Raw genomic sequence first — 22,621 nt, forward strand, 5'->3', positions numbered from 1 at the left:
CCCCAAATTGGCTTAAACCTACAAAACACTACTGCTTATCCAATTGGAAAAATAAAAAAAGCGATGATCCCCAACCATCGCTTTTTTTTATGCCTTTTTTTAGGATTAGCCGTTCAGGGCATTCCAGCCACGAGCTTTTAATGGAATTTTTGTATTGGCTCTCGTCACCAGATGTATGCCTTCACTTTCCGGAGTCATATGCCCGATAACAGTAAAATTTGGATTTCCTTTAATCTTATCATAATCGTCCATAGAAATCGTAAACAGAAGTTCGTAGTCCTCGCCACCATTGATGGCAACTGTAGTACTGTCAATGTTGAACTCTTCACAAACATTGATTAACTGCGGGTCAAGTGGCAGTTTATCTTCATATAGGTTGCATCCAACTTCAGATTGCTTGCAGATATGGATAATTTCCGAAGACAATCCGTCAGAAATATCAATCATTGAAGTTGGTTTTACTTCTAAAGCATGCAACAAAGTCCGGATGTCTTTTCTAGCTTCCGGTTTTAGCTGTCGTTCTATAATATAAGTATAGGCGTCCAAGTCGGGTTGGTTGTTCGGATTTACCTGAAATACCTGTTTTTCTCTTTCTAAAACCTGTAATCCCATATAAGCGGAACCAATATCGCCTGTAACGACAAGAAGGTCATTGGATTTGGCCCCATTTCGGTACACCAATTCAGATCCCTCTGCTTCACCTATTGCAGTAATGCTGATGATCAGTCCTTTTTGAGAAGAAGTCGTATCTCCGCCAATCACATCAACATTATACTCTTTTGCCGCCAGGGCTATTCCGTCAAACAATTCCTCTAAGGCTTCCAAGGGAAAACGGTTTGAAACAGCTACCGAAACCGTAATTTGAGTAGGTTTGGCATTCATGGCATAAATGTCGGATAAATTTACTACGACAGATTTATATCCCAAATGTTTTAAGGGCATATATGCCAAATCAAAATGTACGCCTTCAATAAGCAAATCGGTTGAAATGACCGCCTTTTTATCTTTGAAATCCAAAACTGCCGCATCATCTCCAATTCCTTTGAAAGTGGAAGGTTGGTTGATTTCGAAATTTTTTGTCAGGTGTTTTATAAGTCCGAATTCTCCTAATTCAGACAAGCTGGTACGTTGCTGGTTTTTATCTTCAATCATTTTCGTTCTGTAATATGAAATACAAAGGTACGAACTTTGGAATTGTCAGTAAATCACAAAGTTTATTTGTTAAAAACGCTTATTTTTAAAAATAGACTATAAAAATGTGTAACAAAAAAGAGGGTTTTTCCACTAATCCATTATAATCAACCAAAATATTTACAAATTATGAAGCTTAAAATTAACAACTTAAGTAAGACGTATAAAAATGGCGTTAAGGCTTTAGATAGCTTAAATCTGGAGATAGGTTCCGGAATGTTTGGTCTTTTAGGGCCAAACGGTGCAGGAAAATCTTCTTTAATGAGAACCATTGCTACTTTACAAAAACCAGATTCCGGTACTATCGAGTTTGATGGCATTAATGTGCTGGAAGATAATATTGCTTTAAGGAAAATTTTAGGCTATCTGCCTCAGGAATTTGGTGTTTATCCAAACATGTCCGCAGAAAAACTTTTGGATTATTTTGCGAGATTGAAAGGAATTTCTTCAAAATCAGAAAGAAAAGAATTGGTGAAAAAGGTTTTGGAAGTTACCAATCTTTATGAACAAAGAAACAAATCAGTAAGTGGCTATTCCGGCGGTATGAAACAGCGTTTCGGGATTGCGCAATTATTATTGAATAATCCTAAATTGATTATTGTTGATGAGCCAACGGCCGGTTTGGACCCGGCAGAGCGCCACCGATTCCTGAATGTTTTGAGAGAAATAGGAACCAACCATACGGTTATTTTTTCTACACACATTGTAGACGACGTAAAAGAATTATGCCATGAAATGGCTATTTTGAACGGAGGGAAAATCCTTGCACAGGGCACTCCGGAGCAGGCTGAAGAAAGATTGAAAGGTCAAATCTGGACAAAAGTAATTGTTCGTGAAGACCTGGATGTTTATGAGCGTGATTTTAACGTAATTTCTTCAAGATACAACCAGGATAATACCCTGAACATTAAAGTGTATAGCAACGAAAAACCGGACGAAACATTTGTCGAAGCCGCACCGCAACTGGAAGACGTATATTTTGTAGCACTTAAATCAGACCAATAATATGTTTTCAACGATATTTAACTTTGAACTAAAACGATGGTTCAGAAACCCTTCGTTTTATATATTCGCGGCGCTGTTCTTTGGAATTTCTTTCCTTTTTGCAGCTATAAATTTTGGTGTCTTCGATAGCCTGACTGCAGCCAGAAGTTCTAATGCCTATGCCAATTCACCTACTGCCTTAAATGGTTTTATCAACGGAATGAATGTCCTTATTTATTTCCTGTTGCCTATCATCGTTGGGTCGTCTGTATATAGAGATTTCAGATTCAATATGCATACGATATTGTTTTCCTATCCGTTTACGAAACTGGATTATATTGCCGGAAAATTTTTAAGTTCCCTGTTTGTTGTTATTCTTATCACCCTGACTATTATTCTGGGTATTGTTGCGGCATCAGTGCTTCCGTGGGTAAATCATGACTTGTTGCTTCCTTTTAATCCGGTAGCCTATGCGCAGATTTATCTGATTTATGTTATTCCGAACCTGTTCTTTTTCGGAGTTCTTATTTTTGCGTTGGTAACCATTTCCCGAAACATTTCTGTGGGATTTATCGGGGTTATTCTGATATTACTGTTGCAGATAATGCTTTCTAGTTTTACAAGCGATATTGATAATCGATATGTGGTGGCTTTATGGGAACCTTTCGGAATGGAAGCGGCAAGCTATTATACTAAATACTGGACGATTGCCGAGCAGAATGAAAACCTGTTGCCGTTTGAAGGCGTGATTATCTATAACAGGCTTATCTGGATGGGAATTTCTCTCGTTATTTTAGGACTGCTTTATTATTATTTCTCCTTTAGCCAAACAGCGCTGACCATTGGAAAAAGCAAGAAGGGCGAAAGAGCTGTCAAGAATAATTTCGGAGGAATAACAAGAATCGAACTTCCGGTAGTAAAATTTGATTTTTCAAACTGGCAGAATTTAAAAACAGCATGGAGCCTTTCAAATGTAGACTTTAAATTTATTCTGAAAAACTGGGCCTTTATTGTTATTTCTATTGTAGGACTTCTTTTCCTATTGCTGGTTTCTATTTCTACGGGTAGCATTTTTGGAACCGACACATATCCGGTGACCTGGCAAATGTTGGAGATTTCAGGAGGCTCTTTTTCACTTTTTATCAACGTACTGACCTTCTTGTTTGCAGGAATACTGATTCATAGGGCAGATACAACAAGAATGAGCCATTTGATAGATGTAACGCCAATCCCGAACTGGGTATTGTTGTTCTCAAAATTCTTAGCCATAGTAAAAATGCAGATTGCGCTTCTAATCCTGATTTTGGTTGCCGGTGTGCTGATCCAGTCGTATCATGGTTATTATAATTTTGAAATAGGGCATTATCTGGTTGAATTATATGGCATAAAAATATTCCATTTTATGGCCTGGGCTTTTATGGCCGTATTCATACAGACAATTTTCAAAAACTATCTGTTAGGCTTTTTTATCCTGATGCTGCTTTCTATAGGAATACAGTTTTTATCACAAATAGGAATTGAACAGGATATTTTCAGATTTAATTCTGATACACGCTATGCTTATTCTGATATGAACGGATACGGGCATTCACTAAACAGCTATTATCTGTATAAGTTGTACTGGAACCTATTGGGGATAGTCTTGTTTTGTATTGCACTGTTGTTTTGGAAGCGTGGCATCCCGATGTCAATCAAAGAAAGATTTGTCAATGCCAGAAAACGCTTTTCTCCAAAATTGGCAATCCCAATGATAGTAGCATTGGTAGGTTTCCTGGCTATAGGAAGTGCTATTTATTATGAAGACAATGTCAGAAATCCATATTATTCTCAGAAAGAAAATGAAAAACAGGCAGTAGAATGGGAAAAGAAATATAAGAAATACGAGCATTATGCTCAGCCAAGAATCACGGATATCAATGTGAATATGGATATTTATCCAAAAAGCAGGGATTTTAAGGCAAAAGGCTACTATTTCATGAAGAACAAATCAAAAGAAACCATTGACTCAATATTCCTGAATTATAACGGATTTGAAAGCAAGTTCAGGTTCAATAGGGAAACAGAATTGGTTTCAAAAGATACACTTTTTCATTTTAACATTTACAGGTTGAAAACACCTTTGGCACCTGGTGATTCCATAAAATTGGAATTTGAGGTGTACAACAAGCCGAATACTTTTATTACGAGCCATTCTCCGGTTTTAGAAAATGGTACGTTCATCAATAACAGCTATTTCCCGTCTATCGGATATTCGGAAAGCGGAGAGCTTTGGGATGATGAAACAAGAGCAAAATATGGTCTGAAACCAAAAGAAAGAATGGCTAAGCCAACAGACAGTATAGCAAGGCAGAATACTTACATTTCTAATGATGCTGACTGGGTTAATTTCGAAACTACTGTTAGTACTTCTGATGACCAGATTGCTATTGCACCGGGTTATTTGGAAAAACAATGGAAAGAAAACGGCAGGAACTATTTCCATTATAAGATGGACCAAAAAATGTTGAATTTCTATGCCTACCAATCAGCGCGGTATGAAGTGAAAAAAGACAAGTGGAAAGATGTCAACATTGAAATCTATTATCAAAAAGGTCACGAATACAATATAGACCGAATGATAAAAGGAATTAAAAAATCATTGGAATATTATACTGAAAACTTTGGTCCGTATCAGCATAAACAGGCACGAATTATTGAGTTTCCAAGAACAGGTGGTGGTTTTGCGCAGTCTTTTGCCAATACAATCCCATATTCTGAGGCAGTTGGTTTTATAGCCCATGTTAAAGATGAAGATGAAAATGCGGTTGATTATCCGTTTTCAATTACTTCGCATGAAATGGCGCACCAATGGTGGGCACACCAGGTTATTGGGGCAAATGTACAGGGCGCAACATTAATGTCTGAAAGTTTATCAGAATACAGTTCCCTGAAAGTATTGGAGCATGAATATGGGAAATCACAGATGAGGATGTTCCTTAAGGATGCATTGGACAGTTATTTGATGGGAAGAACTTTTGAGAGCAAAAAAGAACAGCCGTTGATGTACAATGAAAATCAGCAATATATTCATTACAACAAAGGTTCTTTGGTTTTATATGCCCTAAGCGACTACATAGGTGAAAAGAATATGAACAATGCCTTGAAAAAATACCGTGATAAAGTAGCTTATCAGGAAGCGCCATATACCAATTCGATAGAATTTGTTTCCTATCTGAATGAGGCAACTCCGGATTCCTTGAAATACATGATTAAGGATATGTTCGAAACGATTACGCTCTATGATAACCGCATCAAGAATTTCTCTTCTAAAAAACTGCCAAATGGCAAATATGAAGTAACGATTGACGCGCTGGTAAGCAAATACCGTTCAGATGAAAAAGGAAAACGTTCTTTTAAAGATGAAAGCGGCAAAACACTTACGTATAAAGGTAAAGGTGACAAACATGCAATAGAATCGTATCCTTTAAATGATTATGTAGAGGTGGGTGTATTTGGTGAACAAACCGTAAAAGGTAAAGTCAAAGAAAAAGAACTCTATCTCAAAAAACATAAGATTACCCAAATTGACAATAAGTTTGTAATAATAGTTGATGAAAAACCTGTTGAGGTTGGAATTGACCCATACAACAAGCTTATCGATACCAATTCAAACGACAACAGGAGAAAGAACTAAAGAGTATATTTCCTGATAAAATAAGACCTGCAGCTCATTTTGACTGCAGGTTTTTTTATGTCCGGAAAAAAAATTAAAAATTTAAAAATACTGCTGACAAACTGTTGTCACCAACCCCATTTACCTTTGACACGTAGAACAATAAAAAACAAAAAAATTATGAATGCAACAGCTCAAGCACCACAGATTATCAGCAAAGACAATTTATTAAGACACTGGCAAGGACACCGTGCATTGACCCGTCGTGTCATCGAAGCTTTTCCTGAAAAAGAATTTTTCGAATTTTCAATTGGAGGGATGAGAACCTTTGCCCAACTGACGTCTGAACTTCTGGCAATCGCATCGCCTGCTTTGAAAGGAATAGTTGAACGCGACGAAAAGCCTTATGTAGAAAACATGGATAATGGAACCACCAAGGCAGATTATCTTCGCAAATGGGATGAAGCTACAGAAGAAATCAATAAAAACTGGAATTTATTGGATGTGGCAGACTTTAACCAGAAATTCAATCTTTTCGGACAGTATGAATTCCCGATTATTGACAATATTCTTTATTTTATTGATAACGAAATCCACCACAGAGGCCAAGGTTATGTTTACCTGAGAGCCTTGAACATTGAACCGCCATTCTTCTGGGAAAGATAATTTAAATGGTTGTCGGGAAGTTTACATCAGATAGGTAATGTTCAACATGAACTTTGCGGCTCTGAGGCCTTGCGTGAAATAGTGGCTCGCAAAGGCGCTAAGTAGCAAAACAAGGAAAATATAAACTTATTGAAATTGGTTTCTGATAATCAATTAATTTAAAGCCTTGAACGGGTTTTGGAAAGCAATTCCGAAACCCGTTCTTTTAATCTTTCAGGTTCCAAAATAGTGGCATAATCTCCATACGACATATACCAGCGTGAAAATCCTTCTTCAATATCACGCGACATAAAAGTCATCTCAACATTGCCGTCATTTATTTCTTTTTGAGAAACAAATCCGTAATGTTTTTTCTGCATAGCGATATACTTCGAGATTTTTTTCGGTACTACAATACGGACTTTAGTGGTGCTGTATTTTTGCATGTCATCCTGCAAATAAGTTTCCAAATCCGGATGTTCTAGAGAGAAAGGTTTGTCTGTTGGTTTGATTTGATGAATCCGGTCAGCCCTGAACTGCCTGTAATCATTCCGCAAATGGCAAAATCCTAAGGTGTACCAGTTTTCATTTTCGTGAAAAACCCCAACGGGCTCAATAAGCCTTTCGGTAGGGACTTCCGCTTCTATGGCCAGATAGGTCAAAACAACCTGCGTTTTTTCAGCAATACTTTTAAAAAGCAATGCCAGCGCATTGGGTGCTTTTTCATTAAATAACTTTCGGGCAGGCTGCATTAATACACTGGATTCAATTGTTGAAATCCAATCCTTATCCGAACTTTTCAATACGGCTTTCAGTTTAAAAGCTGCCGATGTATAATGGTTGTGTAGTTCCTTGTCTGTAAATTTTTCCATCAGTTTTTCAGCCGCAATAAAGCTGCTGGCTTCTTCGCGGGTAAACATAACGGGAGGCAGGCGATAGCCGTCGAGTAAGGAATAGCCAACACCGGCTTCGCTATAAATAGGCACGCCGGAGGCCTCGAGAGTACGGATGTCTCTATAGATGGTGCGCAGGCTCACTTCAAAACGGTCTGCAAGTTCCTGAGCCCGGATAATTTTTTTGGACTGTAATTGGATTAGGATTGCTACAATCCTGTCAAATCTTTTTGGAGACTCATCCATCATAATTGAAAAACTATTAACCAAAGATACATTAAAACAAAAAACCCCGACAACTTTCGTTATCGAGGTTTTTCTTTATTTTTAAAACTAGTCGTTCAGTTTCAAAACCGCCATAAAAGCTTCCTGCGGAATTTCAACGTTTCCTACCTGTCTCATACGTTTTTTACCTTTTTTCTGTTTTTCCAACAGTTTTCGCTTACGGGAAATATCGCCACCATAACATTTTGCAGTAACGTCCTTTCTTAATGCTTTGATAGTTTCACGCGCGATAATTTTAGCCCCAATTGCCGCCTGAATTGGAATATCGAACTGTTGTCTTGGAATCAACTCACGTAATTTTTCGGTCATTTTTTTACCAATATTGTAGGCATTGTCCTCGTGAATTAAGGCAGAAAGGGCATCTACACCTTGTGCATTCAATAAAACGTCCAGCTTGACCAATTTCGAAGTTCTCATTCCTATTGGCGAATAATCAAAGGATGCATATCCTTTTGAGATTGTTTTCAAACGGTCATAAAAATCAAATACAATTTCAGCCAGAGGCATGTCGAATGAAAGTTCAACACGGTCTGTAGTCAGGTAAGTCTGGTTCGTAATCACACCACGCTTTTCGATACACAGCGACATTACGTTTCCAACAAAGTCTGATTTGGTAATGATGGTTGCTTTGATATACGGTTCTTCAACACGGTCCAGTTTGGATGGTTCCGGAAGATCTGAAGGGTTGTTAACCACAATACCTTTTTCCGGTTCCTTTTTGGTATAAGCAAGATAAGAAACGTTAGGAACGGTGGTAATTACGGTCATGTTGAATTCGCGTTCCAATCGCTCCTGTATGATTTCCATGTGCAACATTCCCAGGAATCCGCAACGGAAACCAAATCCTAATGCGGCAGAACTTTCAGGAGTAAAGACCAGGGAAGCATCATTCAGCTGCAATTTTTCCATTGAAGCCCTCAAATCTTCATAATCTTCCGTGTCAACAGGATAAATTCCGGCGAAAACCATCGGTTTCACGTCTTCAAATCCTGTAATCATATTGGTGGTAGGTGTTTTTGCATCGGTCAATGTATCACCTACTTTTACTTCTTTTGCTTCTTTGATTCCGGAAATCAGATAACCAACATCACCTGCGGAAATCATAGGTTTTGGAACCTGATTTAATTTCAAGGTGCCAATTTCGTCAGCAAAATATTCATTTCCGGTAGCCATGAATTTAATCTTCTGGCCTTTTTTAATTTGTCCGTTAATAATTCTAAAGATTACCTCAATACCTCGGAAAGGATTGTAGACAGAATCAAAAATCAATGCCTGCAATGGCTCTTCTGGGTCTCCTTTAGGAGGGGGAACTCGTTCAATAATTGCAGCCAGAATATTTTCCACACCAAATCCGGTTTTTCCTGAAGCATGTATGATTTCTTCCAGTTTGCATCCTAACAGGTCCACAATATCATCGCTTACTTCTTCAGGATTGGCACTTGGAAGGTCAACTTTGTTCAATACAGGAATAATTTCCAAATCGTTTTCCAAAGCCAGGTAAAGATTCGAAATGGTCTGTGCCTGTATGCTTTGTGCTGCGTCAACAATCAAAAGCGCACCTTCACAAGCGGCAATCGAACGGGAAACTTCATATGAAAAGTCCACGTGTCCCGGAGTATCAATAAGGTTCAGGATATAATCCTCTCCTTTATAGTGGTATTCCATCTGGATAGCGTGGCTTTTTATCGTAATGCCTCGTTCGCGTTCAAGATCCATATTGTCAAGCAACTGGGCTTTCTCCTCGCGGGCAGATACCGTTCTTGTTGCGCTTAGCAAACGGTCGGCAAGTGTGCTTTTCCCGTGGTCAATATGTGCAATAATGCAAAAATTCCTAATATGTTTCATCTTCTTTTTATATCAATTTTATTGAGGTAATAACCTCCATCCCGGCTTTAAGGCAGGATTTTCCTTCGTTCTCCGCTTTATTTCCTTAAAGATAAGGAATTAATCGGCAAATATAGTTTTTTAGTTTTTAAGTTAAAAGCGGATTTTTAGGGAAAAATTGGGTGCTGTTTTAGAAGAAAATCAAGACTCTTAAATCTGCGTTAAAAGGAAAATTCTTATGGAAAAATTTTAATCCGAAAAATAAATTTTCTATATTTAGTAAAAAGAATAGCCCTATGAAAAAGATAATTCCAATACTGTTACTCTGTTGCATATCTATTATTTTGGTTGCATCCTGCAAGAAGAAAGATAAAGACCTTTCAGGAGTTGATGTGCATGAAGAAGAAAACGTAATTCCTTTTGATAGTACCCAAATTGCAGGTTTCTTTACGGAATATCCTGATTTTAAAGCTTTTCAGCCGGAAATTAAGGAACTGTATAAGAAACATGATTACCATTACATTTGGTATGACCGTGGCGGACTGATTGAATTTGCAGAAGCGCTGTATGACAAGGTCAATCAGATTAAGTCAGAAGGTGTTCAGAGTCAACTGCCTTATAAGCAACAAATCAATGACATATTTTATGAGGCAAAAGAAAAAGGCGGGCCGGATTTGCCTTCGGAACTGCTTATTTCATCAATGTATTTTTTCTATGCCAAGAATGTGCTGGAGGGATTAGACCCTAAAGAGAGTAAAGAAACAGGCTGGTATTTGCCTCGTGAAAAAGTTTCTTATGTTACCTATCTGGATACATTAATGAAAGACCCTAATCTTCTGAAAAAACACGATTCCGAGTTGCTGCCATTGTATTATGATTTGAAAAAAGGATTGCAGAAATATACCGAAATAGAAGAAAAAGGCGGTTGGGGTACAATTGAAATGGAAGCGGGTGTCAAGTCGCTTAAACCCGGAGACAGTTCCAAAACAATTGTGGAAGTCAGAAAAAGACTTTTTATTTCGGGCGATTTGAGTAAGGATTCCGGAAATAGCCAATACGACGATGAACTATTGCAGGCCTTGATGAGCTACAAAAAAAGAAATTCCCGTGAAATGGACAACCTGATTACGCCGGATTTGATAAAGCACCTGAATGTTCCCGTACAGGAAAGAATTAAGGCAATTGTGGTGAATATGGAGCGCTGCCGCTGGATTTCTACAGACCTTACCAAAGGAGGTGAATATATTGCGGTTAATATTCCTTCGTATAGGATGAGGTATTTTAAAGACAATAAAATGAGATTGGAATCTAATGTGGTAGTAGGAAAAGAAATGAATAAGACCATTGTTTTTAGCGGGCAGATGAGCTATCTCGTTTTTAGCCCCTACTGGAATATCCCGAAAAGCATTATCGAAAAAGAGATAAAGCCTGGAATGGCAAAAGACAAAAATTATTTGGCAAACCATAATATGGAATGGAACAATGGAAGAGTTCGCCAGAAACCGGGTAATAAAAACTCACTCGGACTCGTGAAATTCATGTTTCCTAATTCCAATAACATCTACCTCCATGACAGTCCGGCCAAAAGCCTTTTTAATAAAGAAAACAGGGCATTTAGCCATGGATGTGTTCGCGTGCAAAAAGCGAGAGATTTGGCGGTGGCCATTTTGGAAGATGATAAAAACTGGACACCCCAAAAAATAGATAAGGCAATGCATGCCGGAAAAGAAAACAGTTATACGCTCAAGAAAAAAATTCCGGTTTATATTGCTTATTTTACCGCATTCGCAGATGAAAATGGCATGATTGGTTTTTTTGATGATGTTTACAACAGAGACGCGAGGCTGGCTTCATTGCTTTATAAGTCATGAAAACAATAAAAACAGGGGCCGTACTGTAAAGTGCGGTCTTTTTTTGTTTTAAATAGGGTGGGAATCAAGTTTTTTCCTAATTTTACAAGACCCAAACATTATGTCCCAACATAATACCTACTATGAAAAAACAAAATTTAGCCATTGCCCTTTTGGACGATGACCAGGAAGAGCACCTGCTTTTTAAAGAAGTAGCCGATGATTTCAGTGAAATAAAGTCAGTGCTTTCTTTTGCCAAAGGAAAAGAAATGCTGGATTATCTCGGTGGTAAAGATAAAAATGTCATTCCCGACATCCTGTTTTTAGACCTTAACATGCCCATACTCTCAGGACTGGATTGCCTTATTGAAATCCGAAAAAAAGAAGAGTATAAAAACCTTCCCATTGTTATCTATTCTACCTCTTCTTCAGAAAAAGATAAAGAAGTGACCTATCGGAATGGAGCCAATCTCTACGTCAACAAACCGATTGAGTTTTCGGATATGAAAAAAATCTTTATGGAAGTCCTGAAAATCAATTGGAAAGAACGCTCTGGAGCATTCAATTTCCAGAATTTTTTTCTCTCTGTTTAGGACTGTTCTGCTGTTGAAGAATAAGGCTTTAAAGTTTTATTAATCAAAATTTTGTAATTTTGCCGCAAAATGAAGAAGATGGTCAAGATTGGCAAAATAGAATTACCTGATTTTCCCCTGTTGTTAGCACCTATGGAAGACGTGAGCGACCCTCCGTTTCGCCGTTTGTGTAAGCTGCATGGAGCAGACCTGATGTACAGTGAATTTATTTCGTCAGAAGGTTTGATTCGTGATGCTATCAAAAGCCGTCAAAAACTGGATATTTTTGATTATGAAAGACCGGTAGGCATTCAGATTTTTGGAGGTGATGAGGAAGCAATGGCGCTTTCTGCAAAAATAGTAGAAACTGTCCGTCCGGATTTGGTTGATATTAATTTTGGATGTCCTGTCAAAAAAGTGGTATGTAAAGGAGCCGGTGCCGGAGTGTTGAAAGATGTAGATTTGATGGTGCGCCTGACAAAGGCCGTGATTAAAAGCACCAGTCTTCCCGTAACGGTAAAAACAAGGTTGGGTTGGGATGAAAATTCAATCAATATTGACGAGGTTGCAGAAAGATTACAGGATGTTGGAGTACAGGCCCTGACAGTTCATGCCCGAACAAGAGCCCAGATGTATAAAGGGCATTCCGACTGGACACATATTGAGCGAATCAAAAACAATCCAAGAATTACGATGCCCATTTTTGGGAATGGAGATATCGATTCTCCGGAAAAAGCTTTGGAATATAAGAATAGGTTTGGATTGGATGGTATGATGATTGGTCGGGCTGCGATTGGATACCCTTGGATTTTTAACGAAATCAAACATTACTTTAAAACGGGTGAAAAATTACCACAGCCTACAATGGAAGATAGGGTTGAAGCGGCAAGAAATCACCTGACCTGGTCCATGGACTGGAAAGGCGAGCGTGTTGGTATTGTTGAAATGAGAAGACACTATACTAATTATTTCAAAGGCATAGCCGGATTTAAAGAATATAAGCAAAGACTAGTAACAACAGATGATGCTGATGGTCTTTTCAAAACATTGGATGAAATCCAGGAAGTTTTTGGAGGCTATCAATTTGTGTAGGCATATAAAACGTAATAAATATGACCTCAGGATTATGAATCCTGAGGTTATTTAATTTTTACACTTCAATACGTTTCCATTTTCCTCTCTTGAAAAGTATATAGCCTGCAATTGTTATGGCGGTTTCAGCAATAGGTATAGCCATAAAAACACCCGTAGGCCCCATGCCTAATTTCTTAGCCAGAACATAAGCCAAAGGAATCTGGAAAAGCCAGAAGCCGAAGAAATTAATCCAGGTTGGAGTCCAGGTGTCGCCTGCACCGTTAAAGGTATTTATCAATACCATACCAATACCATAGAAAATATAGCCAAGGCTCATGATTCTGATAGCTTCTACTGCGATTTCTTTAACAACCAAATCATTCGTGAAGAAGCCGGCAATATATTCAGCTCCCAAAAGCGTAATAGCCATGATGGTTGCCATGAATATCACATTGTATTTGGCGGTCTGCATAACAGATTTCTCCGCTCTTTCAATTTGTTTTGCGCCTAAATTCTGTCCCACTAATGTTGCTGCGGCATTACTTAATCCCCAGGCAGGTAAGATAAAGAACATCATGATTCTCAATGCGGTCTGATATCCGGCCGACCCGTGGTCGCCACCTGTTACAGCAACAAGATTGGCTAAAAATATCCAGCTGCAGGAAGCAATCACAAATTGCAAAACTCCCGGTGCTGCTACTTTGATAGTGTTTTGTATCAGTTTCCAATCCGGAAGGAAATAGGAAGCGGCAATTTTTAAAATGCCCTTGCCATTAAACAGATGGTATAACTGGTACAATACGCCTATGGTTCTTCCGGCCGTAGTTGCAATAGCTGCTCCCGTAAGTCCAAATGCAGGTATAGGCCCTAAACCGTTGATTAGTATAGGACAAAAAATAATATTGCAGATATTGGCAAGCCAAAGACTTTTCATGGCTATTGCAGCATTACCGGCTCCGCGGAAAATACCATTGATAAGGAAAAGCAAAACGATGCTGATGCTTCCACCCATCATAATCCTCATGAAATTAGTGCCGTGAAGAGCCGCTTCCGGTGAAGCTCCCATCAACATTAGGATTTCCGTCGCATAGAATAAGCCAAGAATACTGATGACCGTATTCACGGCAACAGCTATTATAACGGCCTGCATTCCTGCTTTTGAAGCAGCAACAGGGTCTTTTTCACCAATCCTTCGGGCAACAACGGCCGTAGCCGCCATACTTAAACCGATAGCCAGGGAATAAATGACTGTGAGTACAGATTCTGTAAGTCCTACAGTTTGTATGGCAAAGCTGCTGTTTTCGAGATGTCCGACGAAATATAAGTCGACCAGTGCGAAAACAGATTCCATCATCATTTCCAATACCATTGGAATGGCTAAAAGAATAACTGCCTTACGGATGCTTCCGGAAGTATAATCGAAATCAGCTTCGCCTTTAAGCGATTGTTTTATTGTAATAAATAAACGGGATAAAAAACTTTGTTTTTGTTCTGTTTGTGTCATGATTATTTAATAAGTAGGTGAGCGTCACAAAAACGTGACGAAAAAAAATAACTAATCAAGGCGGGCCTAAAAAGGTTTAGGCCAAAACAAAAACAAACATGGTTCTAATAATTTAGACAACAAATGTATAATTATTTTTTCAAGGAGGGAGAATTTTTTTTTAGTCAAGTAGTTTTTTTGTGACTCTGCTCGATGCAATCAGTGAAGAGATAAACCCAAGAGAGAAAATAGTGGCCAAAACAATAATTAGATTCTCAATATTGAAAATCACAGGATAAGGCATCGAAGGGGTAACCATGACTAGCTGATAGTTTTGCTGTAGCAATACAATGATAATTCCCAATATCAGGCCGATAAGCCCTCCTGTTACCGTTAGTATGGAGCCTTGAAACAAGAAGATTTTTCGCAGGTTTTTGACTTCTACACCTAAATTGTATAAAGTGGTAAGATTACTTTTCTTGTCAATTATCAGCATGATTATGGCTCCGGCCAATGTGAAAAGCGTAAGTACAATTACCAGGGTGAAAATAAGATAAAGTGCCGTCTGTTCCGTATTCAGCATCTTATATAAAGAATCATTCAATTGTGCCCGGTTTTTGATAGTCAGCTTATGGTTAAAGATATTCTGAAGTTCCTCAGATATCGCCGATTCGTCGGCTCCGGGTTTAAATTTGAACTCAATTCCCGTCACCTGATTAGGCTTGAATTCCAATAATTCCTGTGCCAGATTCAGGTCGGCAAAAACATATTTTTCATCCAGTTCTTCACTTACGGCATATACGCCAACAGGAAGCAGGGCAGTTTTATTAAAAGCCTGTTCGGCATTATTTATGGCTCCTTTACCGGGTTTTGGCACATAAACTTCCAACGGATTGCTATAGCTCAGTAACCCCAGCGAAAGTTTTTGGTGGATTCCATAACCCACAACCACTTGCGGTGTTTTTGGTTCCATCCATTCGCCCATATAAAGTTTTTTCTGTACTTTATTTACATCCGTATAACTGCTGTCTACACCTTTAAGGTAGGTCACGACTTCTTTGCCTTCATACAAAAAAAGCACACGTTCTTCAATGATGTTGCTTTTGGCGGCAATTCCATCAATTTTTTGGATTTTTTGTGCCTGTTCGGGCGAGATAAGGAAAGATTTTCCTAATGTGCTTGTGATTTTAAGGTCGGGGTCAAAATCATTTGAGAAAGAAAGGCTGAAATCTTTTAATCCGCTAAAAACAGAAAGCACTACAAACAAAGCTGCCGCGCCTACAATAATTCCCAGAGAAGCAATGCCCGTAATGATATTGATGGCGCTGCTTTTGCTGAAACTTACAGTGTAACGTCGAGCTATGTAAAAAGGAAAATTCAATTTATGATTTCTTTCTTTTTTCTAACAAATCCGGATTTTCAATCGGGTTTTCCTGGCCGGTTAAAGCCTTGTCTATTTTCTCAATATAATCCAGTGAGTCGTCAATAAAAAATACCAGATTAGGTACTTTTCGCAATTGAAGGCGTACTCTTTGAGAAAGGTCGTGTTTGATTAACGGTGTATTCGTTTTTATGGCAGCCAATAATTCCGGGCCTTTTTCCGGTGGAAAAATGCTAAGATATACGGTTGCAATAGATAAATCTGTAGTTACGCTAACTTTAGAAACAGAAATCACCAAATTTGGGATTCCATTTTTTCTCACTTCGCCTTGAAGGATGTCTACCAGGTCTTTTTGGAGCACACTTCCTATTTTTTTCTGTCTGTTCGTTTCCATACTGCAAAAGTACGATTAATTTTAGAGTAGCAAAAAGGTTCTGAATGACAACGATAAAGAATGTCGGAACTAAACAAAATACATTTTATATTTTGCGGCTCTGCGACTTTGCGAGCGGTTATTTTCACGCAAAGTCGCAAAGCCGCAAAGTTCCTCATGATAAAATTTTTAAAAGTAAATGTTTTTTGGGTCTTTTAGAGCAAACTCTTCCATAGTCATAAAGTTTTTATATTTGCTGGGATAATAACATAAGACTAAGGATAAAACGAAATACACATGAGAAAAATAGAACATATTGGCATTGCCGTAAAAAATTTAGAAGCATCGAATCTTCTTTTTGAAAAGCTTTTTGGAGCACCGGCCTATAAAATGGAAGAAGTGGAGAGCGAAGGTGTCAAGACCTCTTTTTTTATGAATGGGCCCAATAAAATAGAGTTGCTGGAAGCAACCAATCCTGACAGTCCGATTGCCAAATTTTTAGAAAAAAAAGGAGAAGGTATCCATCATATTGCCTTTGATGTGGAAGACATTGTTGCGGAAATCAAAAGGTTGCAGTCTTCCGGATTTACGGTTCTGAATGAAGTTCCTAAAAAAGGAGCCGATAATAAACTGGTGGCATTTTTACACCCAAAGGGCACCAACGGAGTTTTAGTTGAACTGTGCCAGGAAATAAAATAAAAGTTTCAAATCGAAAGAGTTGGCAGAAAATAAATAGATGTACTATTATTTTTTTAGGAGTTTACAATCGGTTTCCTGTGAAATAATTTGCAACATATTAAATTTAGTAGTAATATTGCAACCTCTTAACTGGTCCTATAGCTCAGTTGGTTAGAGCACCTGACTCATAATCAGGTGGTCCCTGGTTCGAGCCCAGGTGGGACCACGCAAAAAGCCGCCGATAGCAAATGCTGTCTGCGGCTTTTTTTATAGCCTTTTCTTAGAATCACTTTCTAAGGAGTTCAAAATGTTTCCGAATTCACAAATTATATTTTTTTTGTGTTTCTCAAAGCTATGGAATTAAGATGTAGGGGATTAAAGAGATCCAATAAAATGATAATATAAACTTTAAAGGAGAATTATATAATATATTGTTGTGTAAAATTTATTAGATTTTTAACTTTTCAATACAATCTTTTAGAAGATACGAAATGTTGATTAAGTCATTCTTATTCTTTAGAGCTAAGTTTGTGAAATTGTTTTTATACTTATCACTAACTTTATATAAGGTTTGTAAAATTTCTTCTTCGGTTAAACCTTTTGAGGCTAACATAGTTTTATCAATATTCTCAATTCCAACGTAATTCTCTTTTTTTCTCAATTCTAACCAATTATTTTCTTTTGCAGATTTCCAAACGTCAATTCCTATTAAATCTTCCATAGTTGTATAAAAGTCAATCCCTTTAGATTTTATTGATTTTAGAGTCGAAGAATATTTAGGATAAGTTGCTATTATTGAAAAGGTTTTTCTTTCAGCAGATTCCTGTGCAATATTTTGTTCTAAATTGTTGATAGATTTCAATCCTGGTGGGTCATTGTCGAATAATCCAATCGCTTTTAATGGGGTTTGGTCATCTTTTTTATTGAGGGATTTACTCCATATTAGTATTCTCCTTTCTACCCAATTAATTCCTCCACCATATTCTAGATAGTCTATTTTGAATTTTGTTAATTGATTTGGAAAATATAATTCTGTTGTTTTTTGTAGTAATTTAAAATCATTTATACCTTCAACATAAATAGTTTCAATAAGATGTTGAACTAAGTTTGATTTTATTAATTCAATATGGAAAATTAAATCTCGTAGATATATTTTCCAGCCTTCTTCTGACATGCTGTAAAATAGTACTTTCCAAAGATTGTTGAAATTTGAAATAAATTCTTTATGTTGAGTTAAACCAATAATATATAAAGGAACATTTAGTTTGTTCCTTTTTTTATAAATTTCTTTAATTAAGATTTCTCCCCCATTTTGTAATAATTCCCCATTTTCATATAATGGCATTTGTAAATCAGAAATCAATAAATGATACTTGTTTTTGTTTAAATATTCTTTGGATTCAGTTACATTAATTGCCTGATCTATTTTTAAAGGAACATCTTTAATTTTATCTTTTATTGTGGCGATAATATTTTGTATTTTATTCATATCATCATCTACAATCAAAATCGAAATATTAGGGTTCATCATTAAATATTTTCGATTAAACTTAATAAATTGTTTTTCCAATCGTCATTTCTAGAATCATAATATACAGCATCAATATAAAAATAAAAGTTTTCTTTATATTTAGCTGAAATTTCTTCGAAAGTCATCACATCATTAGCAATTGGAAATTTATCGAACATTGTGAATAAAATTACGGGGACAATAATTTTTTTTCGTTTCATTTCTCGTAATATTCTTTCTCCTCCAAATTGCTCATAATTTTGATTAATGTCATTATTTTCTTTTTCCCAAAGGGGTATTGTCATGTCAAGAATTAATAGGTCATATTTATTATTTCTTAATGCTTCTAATCCTGATTGAAAAGATTCTTTTAATTCATAGCTATAATTATGGAGAAGATTGGTTAATTTTTCAATTTTAATTTTATCATCTTCGATTATCAGTATTTTCATTGTTTATGTCTTGTTATAGATTAAAAATAAGGATATATTAACATGGTTGTCTGTAATTTCGTAATCAAATTTGTCAGTGATGCATTTTGCTTCATATATCATAATCCTTTTAATTTTATGAAAACCACTTTCTCCCTCAACATTAGAGCGCTCAATATTTTTTAAATCAGTCCAATTTTCCTTTACTTCTTTTAAATTTTTACTATTTAAATTATTATTTGATGAAAAGTTGTTTTTAACATCAATTCTTACGTATTTTTCTTCGAATACGCTTACGTCTATTTCAATTTTTATAGTTTCATCTAAACCTGAATGAATAATCGCATTTGAAAAGAGAATATTGAAAACATAAATTAGGCTACTGTATACTAACATTTGTTTTTCATTAATGCGTAAGTCATAATCTATTTGTATTGTATTATATAATCTTTGGGTTATTTCTATACTAGCATTAATTACATCTTCAAGTAATAATAATTGTGATGAAGATGAGGTTTCTAGCCAAAACCATTCACTTATTTCATCTAGAGAAAATTGGAGATTTGTTAGCGATTGATTAAGTTTCTCCAGTAAGTAAATTTCATTTGGTAAATTATTAGGCAATTGAGATATAAATTGCTGTACAATTTTTTCAAATTCCTTGAAAACTGTATCTTTTAAAAAATTTCCTATATCGGAACAAATTATGAAATTAGTTGTTGTTGATAAATGATTTAATAATAAGTCAATTGTTTCTTCTGTAGATTGAAATTTATCAAAAAACTCAAGATAAAACATATATAATTTTTCATCGTTAGTGCCATAATTGAAGCCGGCATAAACGTTGTTTATTTTTTCATGAGATATTTGGATTATGTTGTTTTTGAGTGCACTGCTTAATTCATCTACTGATTTGCTAAATGATTTTATTTGATTTTGTATAACTTGTAAATTCTCAAAATCTAAATTTTGAGAATTCCAATATTCAGAATCAATATATTCGCCAGCTAATTTTGTTGTAACTAAATTTAGATTTTCAAAAACACTTCTAATTTGATTCTCTAAAGCACCATGACGAATTCGGGTGCTTAAACTACTGTCTAAGCCATATTCTTTACTGAATAAAAATTGTTCACGGACTTCGTAGTAAATATTTTTAAAAGCTATAAAATCAGCCTCATTGTAGCTATTGAGATCATCTTGGATTTGCTCTTTTAATGAAGTTTCCCAATTTCTTGGCTTTGATGCATTAAAGCCAACTAAATTATTGTTTTTCTTTTCCCCAACTATTCTTAACAGTCGATTAAAGTCATCATTATACTTTTCAATTAGTTGTTCTTTAAGTTTATCAATATCAACGAATAATCGTCCCTTGTTTACTTCTTTGATAACATTTCTAACAGAAATCTTTTTATTAATTTCATCAACTTCTTCCTGATAAGATTTTTTGTTAATTTCGTCAATTTTAATCAAATGAGACAAAATATTCAATCTGAATTCTTCGGCATCATTTATACGTCCAAAAAAGTATTTAATAGTATCGATTGTGCAAATTTTGTGTAATAAATAAACAATAACGTCCTGTTTTATATCCTTTAGGTTTATTATATCTTGTATGTCATAATTTTGTGAACATAAGAATTCATCTAAAATTTCATATAAATTATATTCAGATTGATATAACGAAGCAAGAATTAATGAGTTTATATTATCAACATATTTGAATTTATTTTCTTCTTTAAAAGTTTGATCATATAATTCTCTGAAATTTATTTTTAAATAAAAAGTTTCATCATCAAAAAAGAGCGTCCCAAATAAATTTAATGCCTCTACGATATTATTTTCTCCTAAATAGGAATTGAATAAAAAAAAGATAAATCTTTCTTTGTAATAATTTATTGAAATACATGCTGATTTTTGTTTTTTTATTGTATTAATTACTTTGATAAAATCTTTATTATTATAAAGATGAGTTACTTCTGCATTAATTTGTAGCAATATATCTTTGGTTTTAAATTTATTGTATTCGGCATTCTTTATGCCATGCAGTATTTTTTTATAACTATAGTAATTGTATCTGTTAAAATATTGATCTAATTCTTCTGAAAAATTATTTTCAATTTTTTGTGTTGTTATTTTATATGTATTAGAATAAAATGAATATTTGAGCAAGTTAGTTTTGTTGTTGTCTATATTTGATAAAAATTCCATAATTTGAAAGCCTAATATGGAATTTGAATATTTAAGAGCATGCTTCAATAATTTTTTCCCATATTTCTCGTATTCCTTTTTGAATTGCAGAAAATTATATATGTCAAACAAGATGGAGCTAACAGGCTTTATGTCAATGGATTCAAAATTCTTATTTAAGTTAATTAATGACTTAGTGTAAATCTCATACACTTCAAATTCTAAAGGGTATTCTAATATAAAATCTTTACTTGACTGAAGTGCTTGTACAAAGTTTCCTTCATAATATGTTTCGAATATCTCATTAATGCGTACCCAGTTTTTATTTTCAATAAAGTGGTCTTGAGATAGATAATTATTAATGTTTATTACTCTCGAATCAGTATTTCCTGTTGCAATTAGTTTTGAAATAAATGATTTAAAAGTGGCATTGTATATGACTTCTTTATTGTTTAAATTGAAAATGATTATATCTATTATTGTATTATATTGGTCAAATATGCTGAATAGATTACTTATATATATGACACTTCTTAAATCTGAAAAATCATAATTATAATTTGCTAATTTAAAATTGTTAAAAACAAAAAAATCTTTTATCAAAATATTAGCATTGATAATATCAATATCATTTTGAACTTGGTTTACATAGCTTTCAAAGGATATTGAATTCTCGATTTTTTTACTACTTGCATTAATACAAAACTCATAGAAAGGATTATCTATAGTTCTTAAATAGTTTGACAATTTTTGCCAATTTTCACTTGAACCTATTTCATCTTCGGCAATATGTAATTCTGATTCTATTGACCATAGACTATGCCCATAATTGGAAATGGTTTTTTCAACTATATTTTTTGCTTTTTCATACTCATTTTTCAGAATTGCTATTTCAAAATCTTCTTTTAATGTTACAAATTGATTTATCTGCTCAGTGTTAAATAAAATTTTCGTTGCTACCCATTGAAATTCAGCTTCAAAATTATTGGTAAAATTAAACGGTTCGTTAATCTTAATATGATCAAGTTTTTGAGGGAATAGATTTTTATTTAGTACTTGTTTTAAAATTCTATTATTATTGAAAGTTTTAAAGAAATCTATAGGTTTGATTTCTGTTTTTACAAAGTTAACCTTGTCTAAAAGCCCTATTTTAGAGTTGTTTAAGATTTGTCTTAATTTCAAGGATTCATTCATGTTTAATTAAATTTGTATTATAATAATAATTTAAAATTATTATTCAGATGTTTATGTGTGACCTTTTTAAAAGTATATTGATTATATTAAATATTATACTTTGAATTTGACTTTTATATCTAAACAAATCAGTTTTACTACAGATTTTAGTCACATATAAATTATTGACTTCCTCTTTTTGCTTTTTGAAAAAAAACTTCTTCCTGTCTTTAAAAGTGATCTTTTTGGTGTTCCTAAACTACTCATATTGGTTTGTTAATTTGTATAATAACAAATATAAAAATATGTCATAACCTTTTTTATTAAGAATTGTTGTTTTATTGATTTTAGAAATGAATTTCGGAAAATTATTATCCTTTCTGAACCAGAAAAAGGTTTAATTTCTAATATATTGAAAGATTTTACTTATTC

The 22,621-nt window shown here is 35.0% G+C and carries 16 protein-coding genes and 1 tRNA gene; 8 read left to right on the plus strand and 9 right to left on the minus strand.

What is annotated here, in order from left to right:
* Nucleotides 1-105: 105 nt before the first annotated feature.
* Nucleotides 106-1,152 (minus strand): thiamine-phosphate kinase, encoded by a 1,047-nt coding sequence (thiL, locus tag BGO88_RS16290; protein ID WP_286707595.1) that lies wholly within the window; start codon nt 1,150-1,152, stop codon nt 106-108.
* Between the two features lie 168 nt (nt 1,153-1,320).
* Between thiL and BGO88_RS16295 the strand changes: the two genes are divergently transcribed.
* The 3 genes from BGO88_RS16295 to BGO88_RS16305 all read left to right on the plus strand — a co-directional run bounded on the left by BGO88_RS16295 (nt 1,321) and on the right by BGO88_RS16305 (nt 6,493).
* Entirely contained in the window at nt 1,321-2,196 is an 876-nt protein-coding gene (locus BGO88_RS16295; RefSeq protein WP_286707596.1) for an ABC transporter ATP-binding protein, read from the plus strand.
* Nucleotide 2,197: 1 nt separating this feature from the next.
* Nucleotides 2,198-5,848 (plus strand): ABC transporter permease/M1 family aminopeptidase, encoded by a 3,651-nt coding sequence (locus BGO88_RS16300; RefSeq protein WP_286707597.1) that lies wholly within the window; start codon nt 2,198-2,200, stop codon nt 5,846-5,848.
* Nucleotides 5,849-6,007: 159 nt separating this feature from the next.
* Complete coding sequence (locus tag BGO88_RS16305) at nt 6,008-6,493, plus strand: DinB family protein (protein WP_056067662.1); 486 nt, start codon at nt 6,008-6,010, stop codon at nt 6,491-6,493.
* Between the two features lie 158 nt (nt 6,494-6,651).
* Here the strand turns inward: BGO88_RS16305 and BGO88_RS16310 are convergent, their stop codons facing one another.
* Together BGO88_RS16310 and lepA are read right to left on the minus strand one after the other, a co-directional pair.
* Nucleotides 6,652-7,614, minus strand: a complete 963-nt coding sequence (locus BGO88_RS16310) for a helix-turn-helix transcriptional regulator (protein ID WP_056067664.1) — start codon at nt 7,612-7,614, stop codon at nt 6,652-6,654.
* Between the two features lie 84 nt (nt 7,615-7,698).
* A complete protein-coding gene (gene lepA / locus BGO88_RS16315; protein WP_056067666.1) occupies nt 7,699-9,495 on the minus strand; it encodes a translation elongation factor 4 in 1,797 nt (598 codons plus the stop codon).
* A gap of 275 nt (nt 9,496-9,770) precedes the next feature.
* On the opposite strand from lepA, the gene BGO88_RS16320 reads away from it, so the two are divergent.
* The 3 genes from BGO88_RS16320 to dusB all read left to right on the plus strand — a co-directional run bounded on the left by BGO88_RS16320 (nt 9,771) and on the right by dusB (nt 12,988).
* The gene (locus tag BGO88_RS16320; RefSeq protein WP_286707598.1) at nt 9,771-11,345 is read left to right on the plus strand and encodes a L,D-transpeptidase family protein; all 1,575 of its coding nucleotides are present in this window, start codon (nt 9,771-9,773) and stop codon (nt 11,343-11,345) included.
* A 122-nt stretch (nt 11,346-11,467) separates the two neighbouring features.
* Nucleotides 11,468-11,917: a response regulator gene (locus BGO88_RS16325; RefSeq protein ID WP_056067671.1), complete on the plus strand. Its 450-nt coding sequence runs from the start codon at nt 11,468-11,470 to the stop codon at nt 11,915-11,917.
* Nucleotides 11,918-11,995: 78 nt separating this feature from the next.
* Nucleotides 11,996-12,988 carry a tRNA dihydrouridine synthase DusB gene (gene dusB, locus BGO88_RS16330; protein ID WP_056067673.1) on the plus strand — a complete coding sequence of 331 codons (993 nt, stop codon included), beginning with the start codon at nt 11,996-11,998 and terminating at the stop codon, nt 12,986-12,988.
* Nucleotides 12,989-13,046: 58 nt separating this feature from the next.
* Here dusB and BGO88_RS16335 read toward each other — a convergent pair whose 3' ends face one another.
* The 3 genes from BGO88_RS16335 to rbfA form a co-directional block, all read right to left on the minus strand.
* Entirely contained in the window at nt 13,047-14,474 is a 1,428-nt protein-coding gene (locus BGO88_RS16335; protein WP_286707599.1) for an MATE family efflux transporter, read from the minus strand.
* A 160-nt stretch (nt 14,475-14,634) separates the two neighbouring features.
* Entirely contained in the window at nt 14,635-15,834 is a 1,200-nt protein-coding gene (locus tag BGO88_RS16340; RefSeq protein ID WP_286707600.1) for an ABC transporter permease, read from the minus strand.
* Nucleotide 15,835: 1 nt separating this feature from the next.
* A complete protein-coding gene (rbfA, locus tag BGO88_RS16345; RefSeq protein ID WP_056067688.1) occupies nt 15,836-16,228 on the minus strand; it encodes a 30S ribosome-binding factor RbfA in 393 nt (130 codons plus the stop codon).
* A gap of 276 nt (nt 16,229-16,504) precedes the next feature.
* Here rbfA and mce point away from each other — a divergent pair, with 276 nt between their 5' ends.
* On the plus strand, nt 16,505-16,906 hold the full coding sequence (gene mce / locus BGO88_RS16350; RefSeq protein WP_056067690.1) for a methylmalonyl-CoA epimerase: 402 nt from the start codon (nt 16,505-16,507) through the stop codon (nt 16,904-16,906).
* Nucleotides 16,907-17,037: 131 nt separating this feature from the next.
* Nucleotides 17,038-17,111, plus strand: a tRNA-Ile gene (locus tag BGO88_RS16355).
* Between the two features lie 222 nt (nt 17,112-17,333).
* Here BGO88_RS16355 and BGO88_RS16360 read toward each other — a convergent pair.
* The 3 genes from BGO88_RS16360 to BGO88_RS16370 are packed head-to-tail and all read right to left on the minus strand — an operon-like array spanning nt 17,334 to nt 22,210.
* Nucleotides 17,334-18,416, minus strand: coding sequence for a response regulator (locus BGO88_RS16360; RefSeq protein WP_286707601.1), 1,083 nt, complete (start codon nt 18,414-18,416; stop codon nt 17,334-17,336).
* Nucleotides 18,416-18,847, minus strand: a complete 432-nt coding sequence (locus BGO88_RS16365) for a response regulator (protein WP_286707602.1) — start codon at nt 18,845-18,847, stop codon at nt 18,416-18,418. Before BGO88_RS16365 ends, BGO88_RS16360 begins: the two co-directional genes overlap by 1 nt.
* A 3-nt stretch (nt 18,848-18,850) precedes the next feature.
* Nucleotides 18,851-22,210, minus strand: a complete 3,360-nt coding sequence (locus BGO88_RS16370; RefSeq protein ID WP_286707603.1) for a hypothetical protein — start codon at nt 22,208-22,210, stop codon at nt 18,851-18,853.
* Nucleotides 22,211-22,621: the final 411 nt, after the last annotated feature.

Source organism: Flavobacterium sp. 38-13, assembly GCF_001899155.1.
Taxonomy (GTDB): domain Bacteria; phylum Bacteroidota; class Bacteroidia; order Flavobacteriales; family Flavobacteriaceae; genus Flavobacterium; species Flavobacterium lindanitolerans.

Coding starts and splice junctions, on each gene's coding strand:
- lepA (WP_056067666.1), bottom strand. CDS start 9,495: ATGAAACATATTAGGAATTTTTGCATTATTGCACATATTGACCACGGG.
- BGO88_RS16365 (WP_286707602.1), bottom strand. CDS start 18,847: ATGAAAATACTGATAATCGAAGATGATAAAATTAAAATTGAAAAATTA.
- BGO88_RS16325 (WP_056067671.1), top strand. CDS start 11,468: ATGAAAAAACAAAATTTAGCCATTGCCCTTTTGGACGATGACCAGGAA.
- BGO88_RS16300 (WP_286707597.1), top strand. CDS start 2,198: ATGTTTTCAACGATATTTAACTTTGAACTAAAACGATGGTTCAGAAAC.
- BGO88_RS16370 (WP_286707603.1), bottom strand. CDS start 22,210: ATGAATGAATCCTTGAAATTAAGACAAATCTTAAACAACTCTAAAATA.
- BGO88_RS16335 (WP_286707599.1), bottom strand. CDS start 14,474: ATGACACAAACAGAACAAAAACAAAGTTTTTTATCCCGTTTATTTATT.
- BGO88_RS16310 (WP_056067664.1), bottom strand. CDS start 7,614: ATGATGGATGAGTCTCCAAAAAGATTTGACAGGATTGTAGCAATCCTA.
- BGO88_RS16360 (WP_286707601.1), bottom strand. CDS start 18,416: ATGATGAACCCTAATATTTCGATTTTGATTGTAGATGATGATATGAAT.
- BGO88_RS16295 (WP_286707596.1), top strand. CDS start 1,321: ATGAAGCTTAAAATTAACAACTTAAGTAAGACGTATAAAAATGGCGTT.
- rbfA (WP_056067688.1), bottom strand. CDS start 16,228: ATGGAAACGAACAGACAGAAAAAAATAGGAAGTGTGCTCCAAAAAGAC.
- thiL (WP_286707595.1), bottom strand. CDS start 1,152: ATGATTGAAGATAAAAACCAGCAACGTACCAGCTTGTCTGAATTAGGA.
- mce (WP_056067690.1), top strand. CDS start 16,505: ATGAGAAAAATAGAACATATTGGCATTGCCGTAAAAAATTTAGAAGCA.
- BGO88_RS16320 (WP_286707598.1), top strand. CDS start 9,771: ATGAAAAAGATAATTCCAATACTGTTACTCTGTTGCATATCTATTATT.
- BGO88_RS16305 (WP_056067662.1), top strand. CDS start 6,008: ATGAATGCAACAGCTCAAGCACCACAGATTATCAGCAAAGACAATTTA.
- dusB (WP_056067673.1), top strand. CDS start 11,996: ATGGTCAAGATTGGCAAAATAGAATTACCTGATTTTCCCCTGTTGTTA.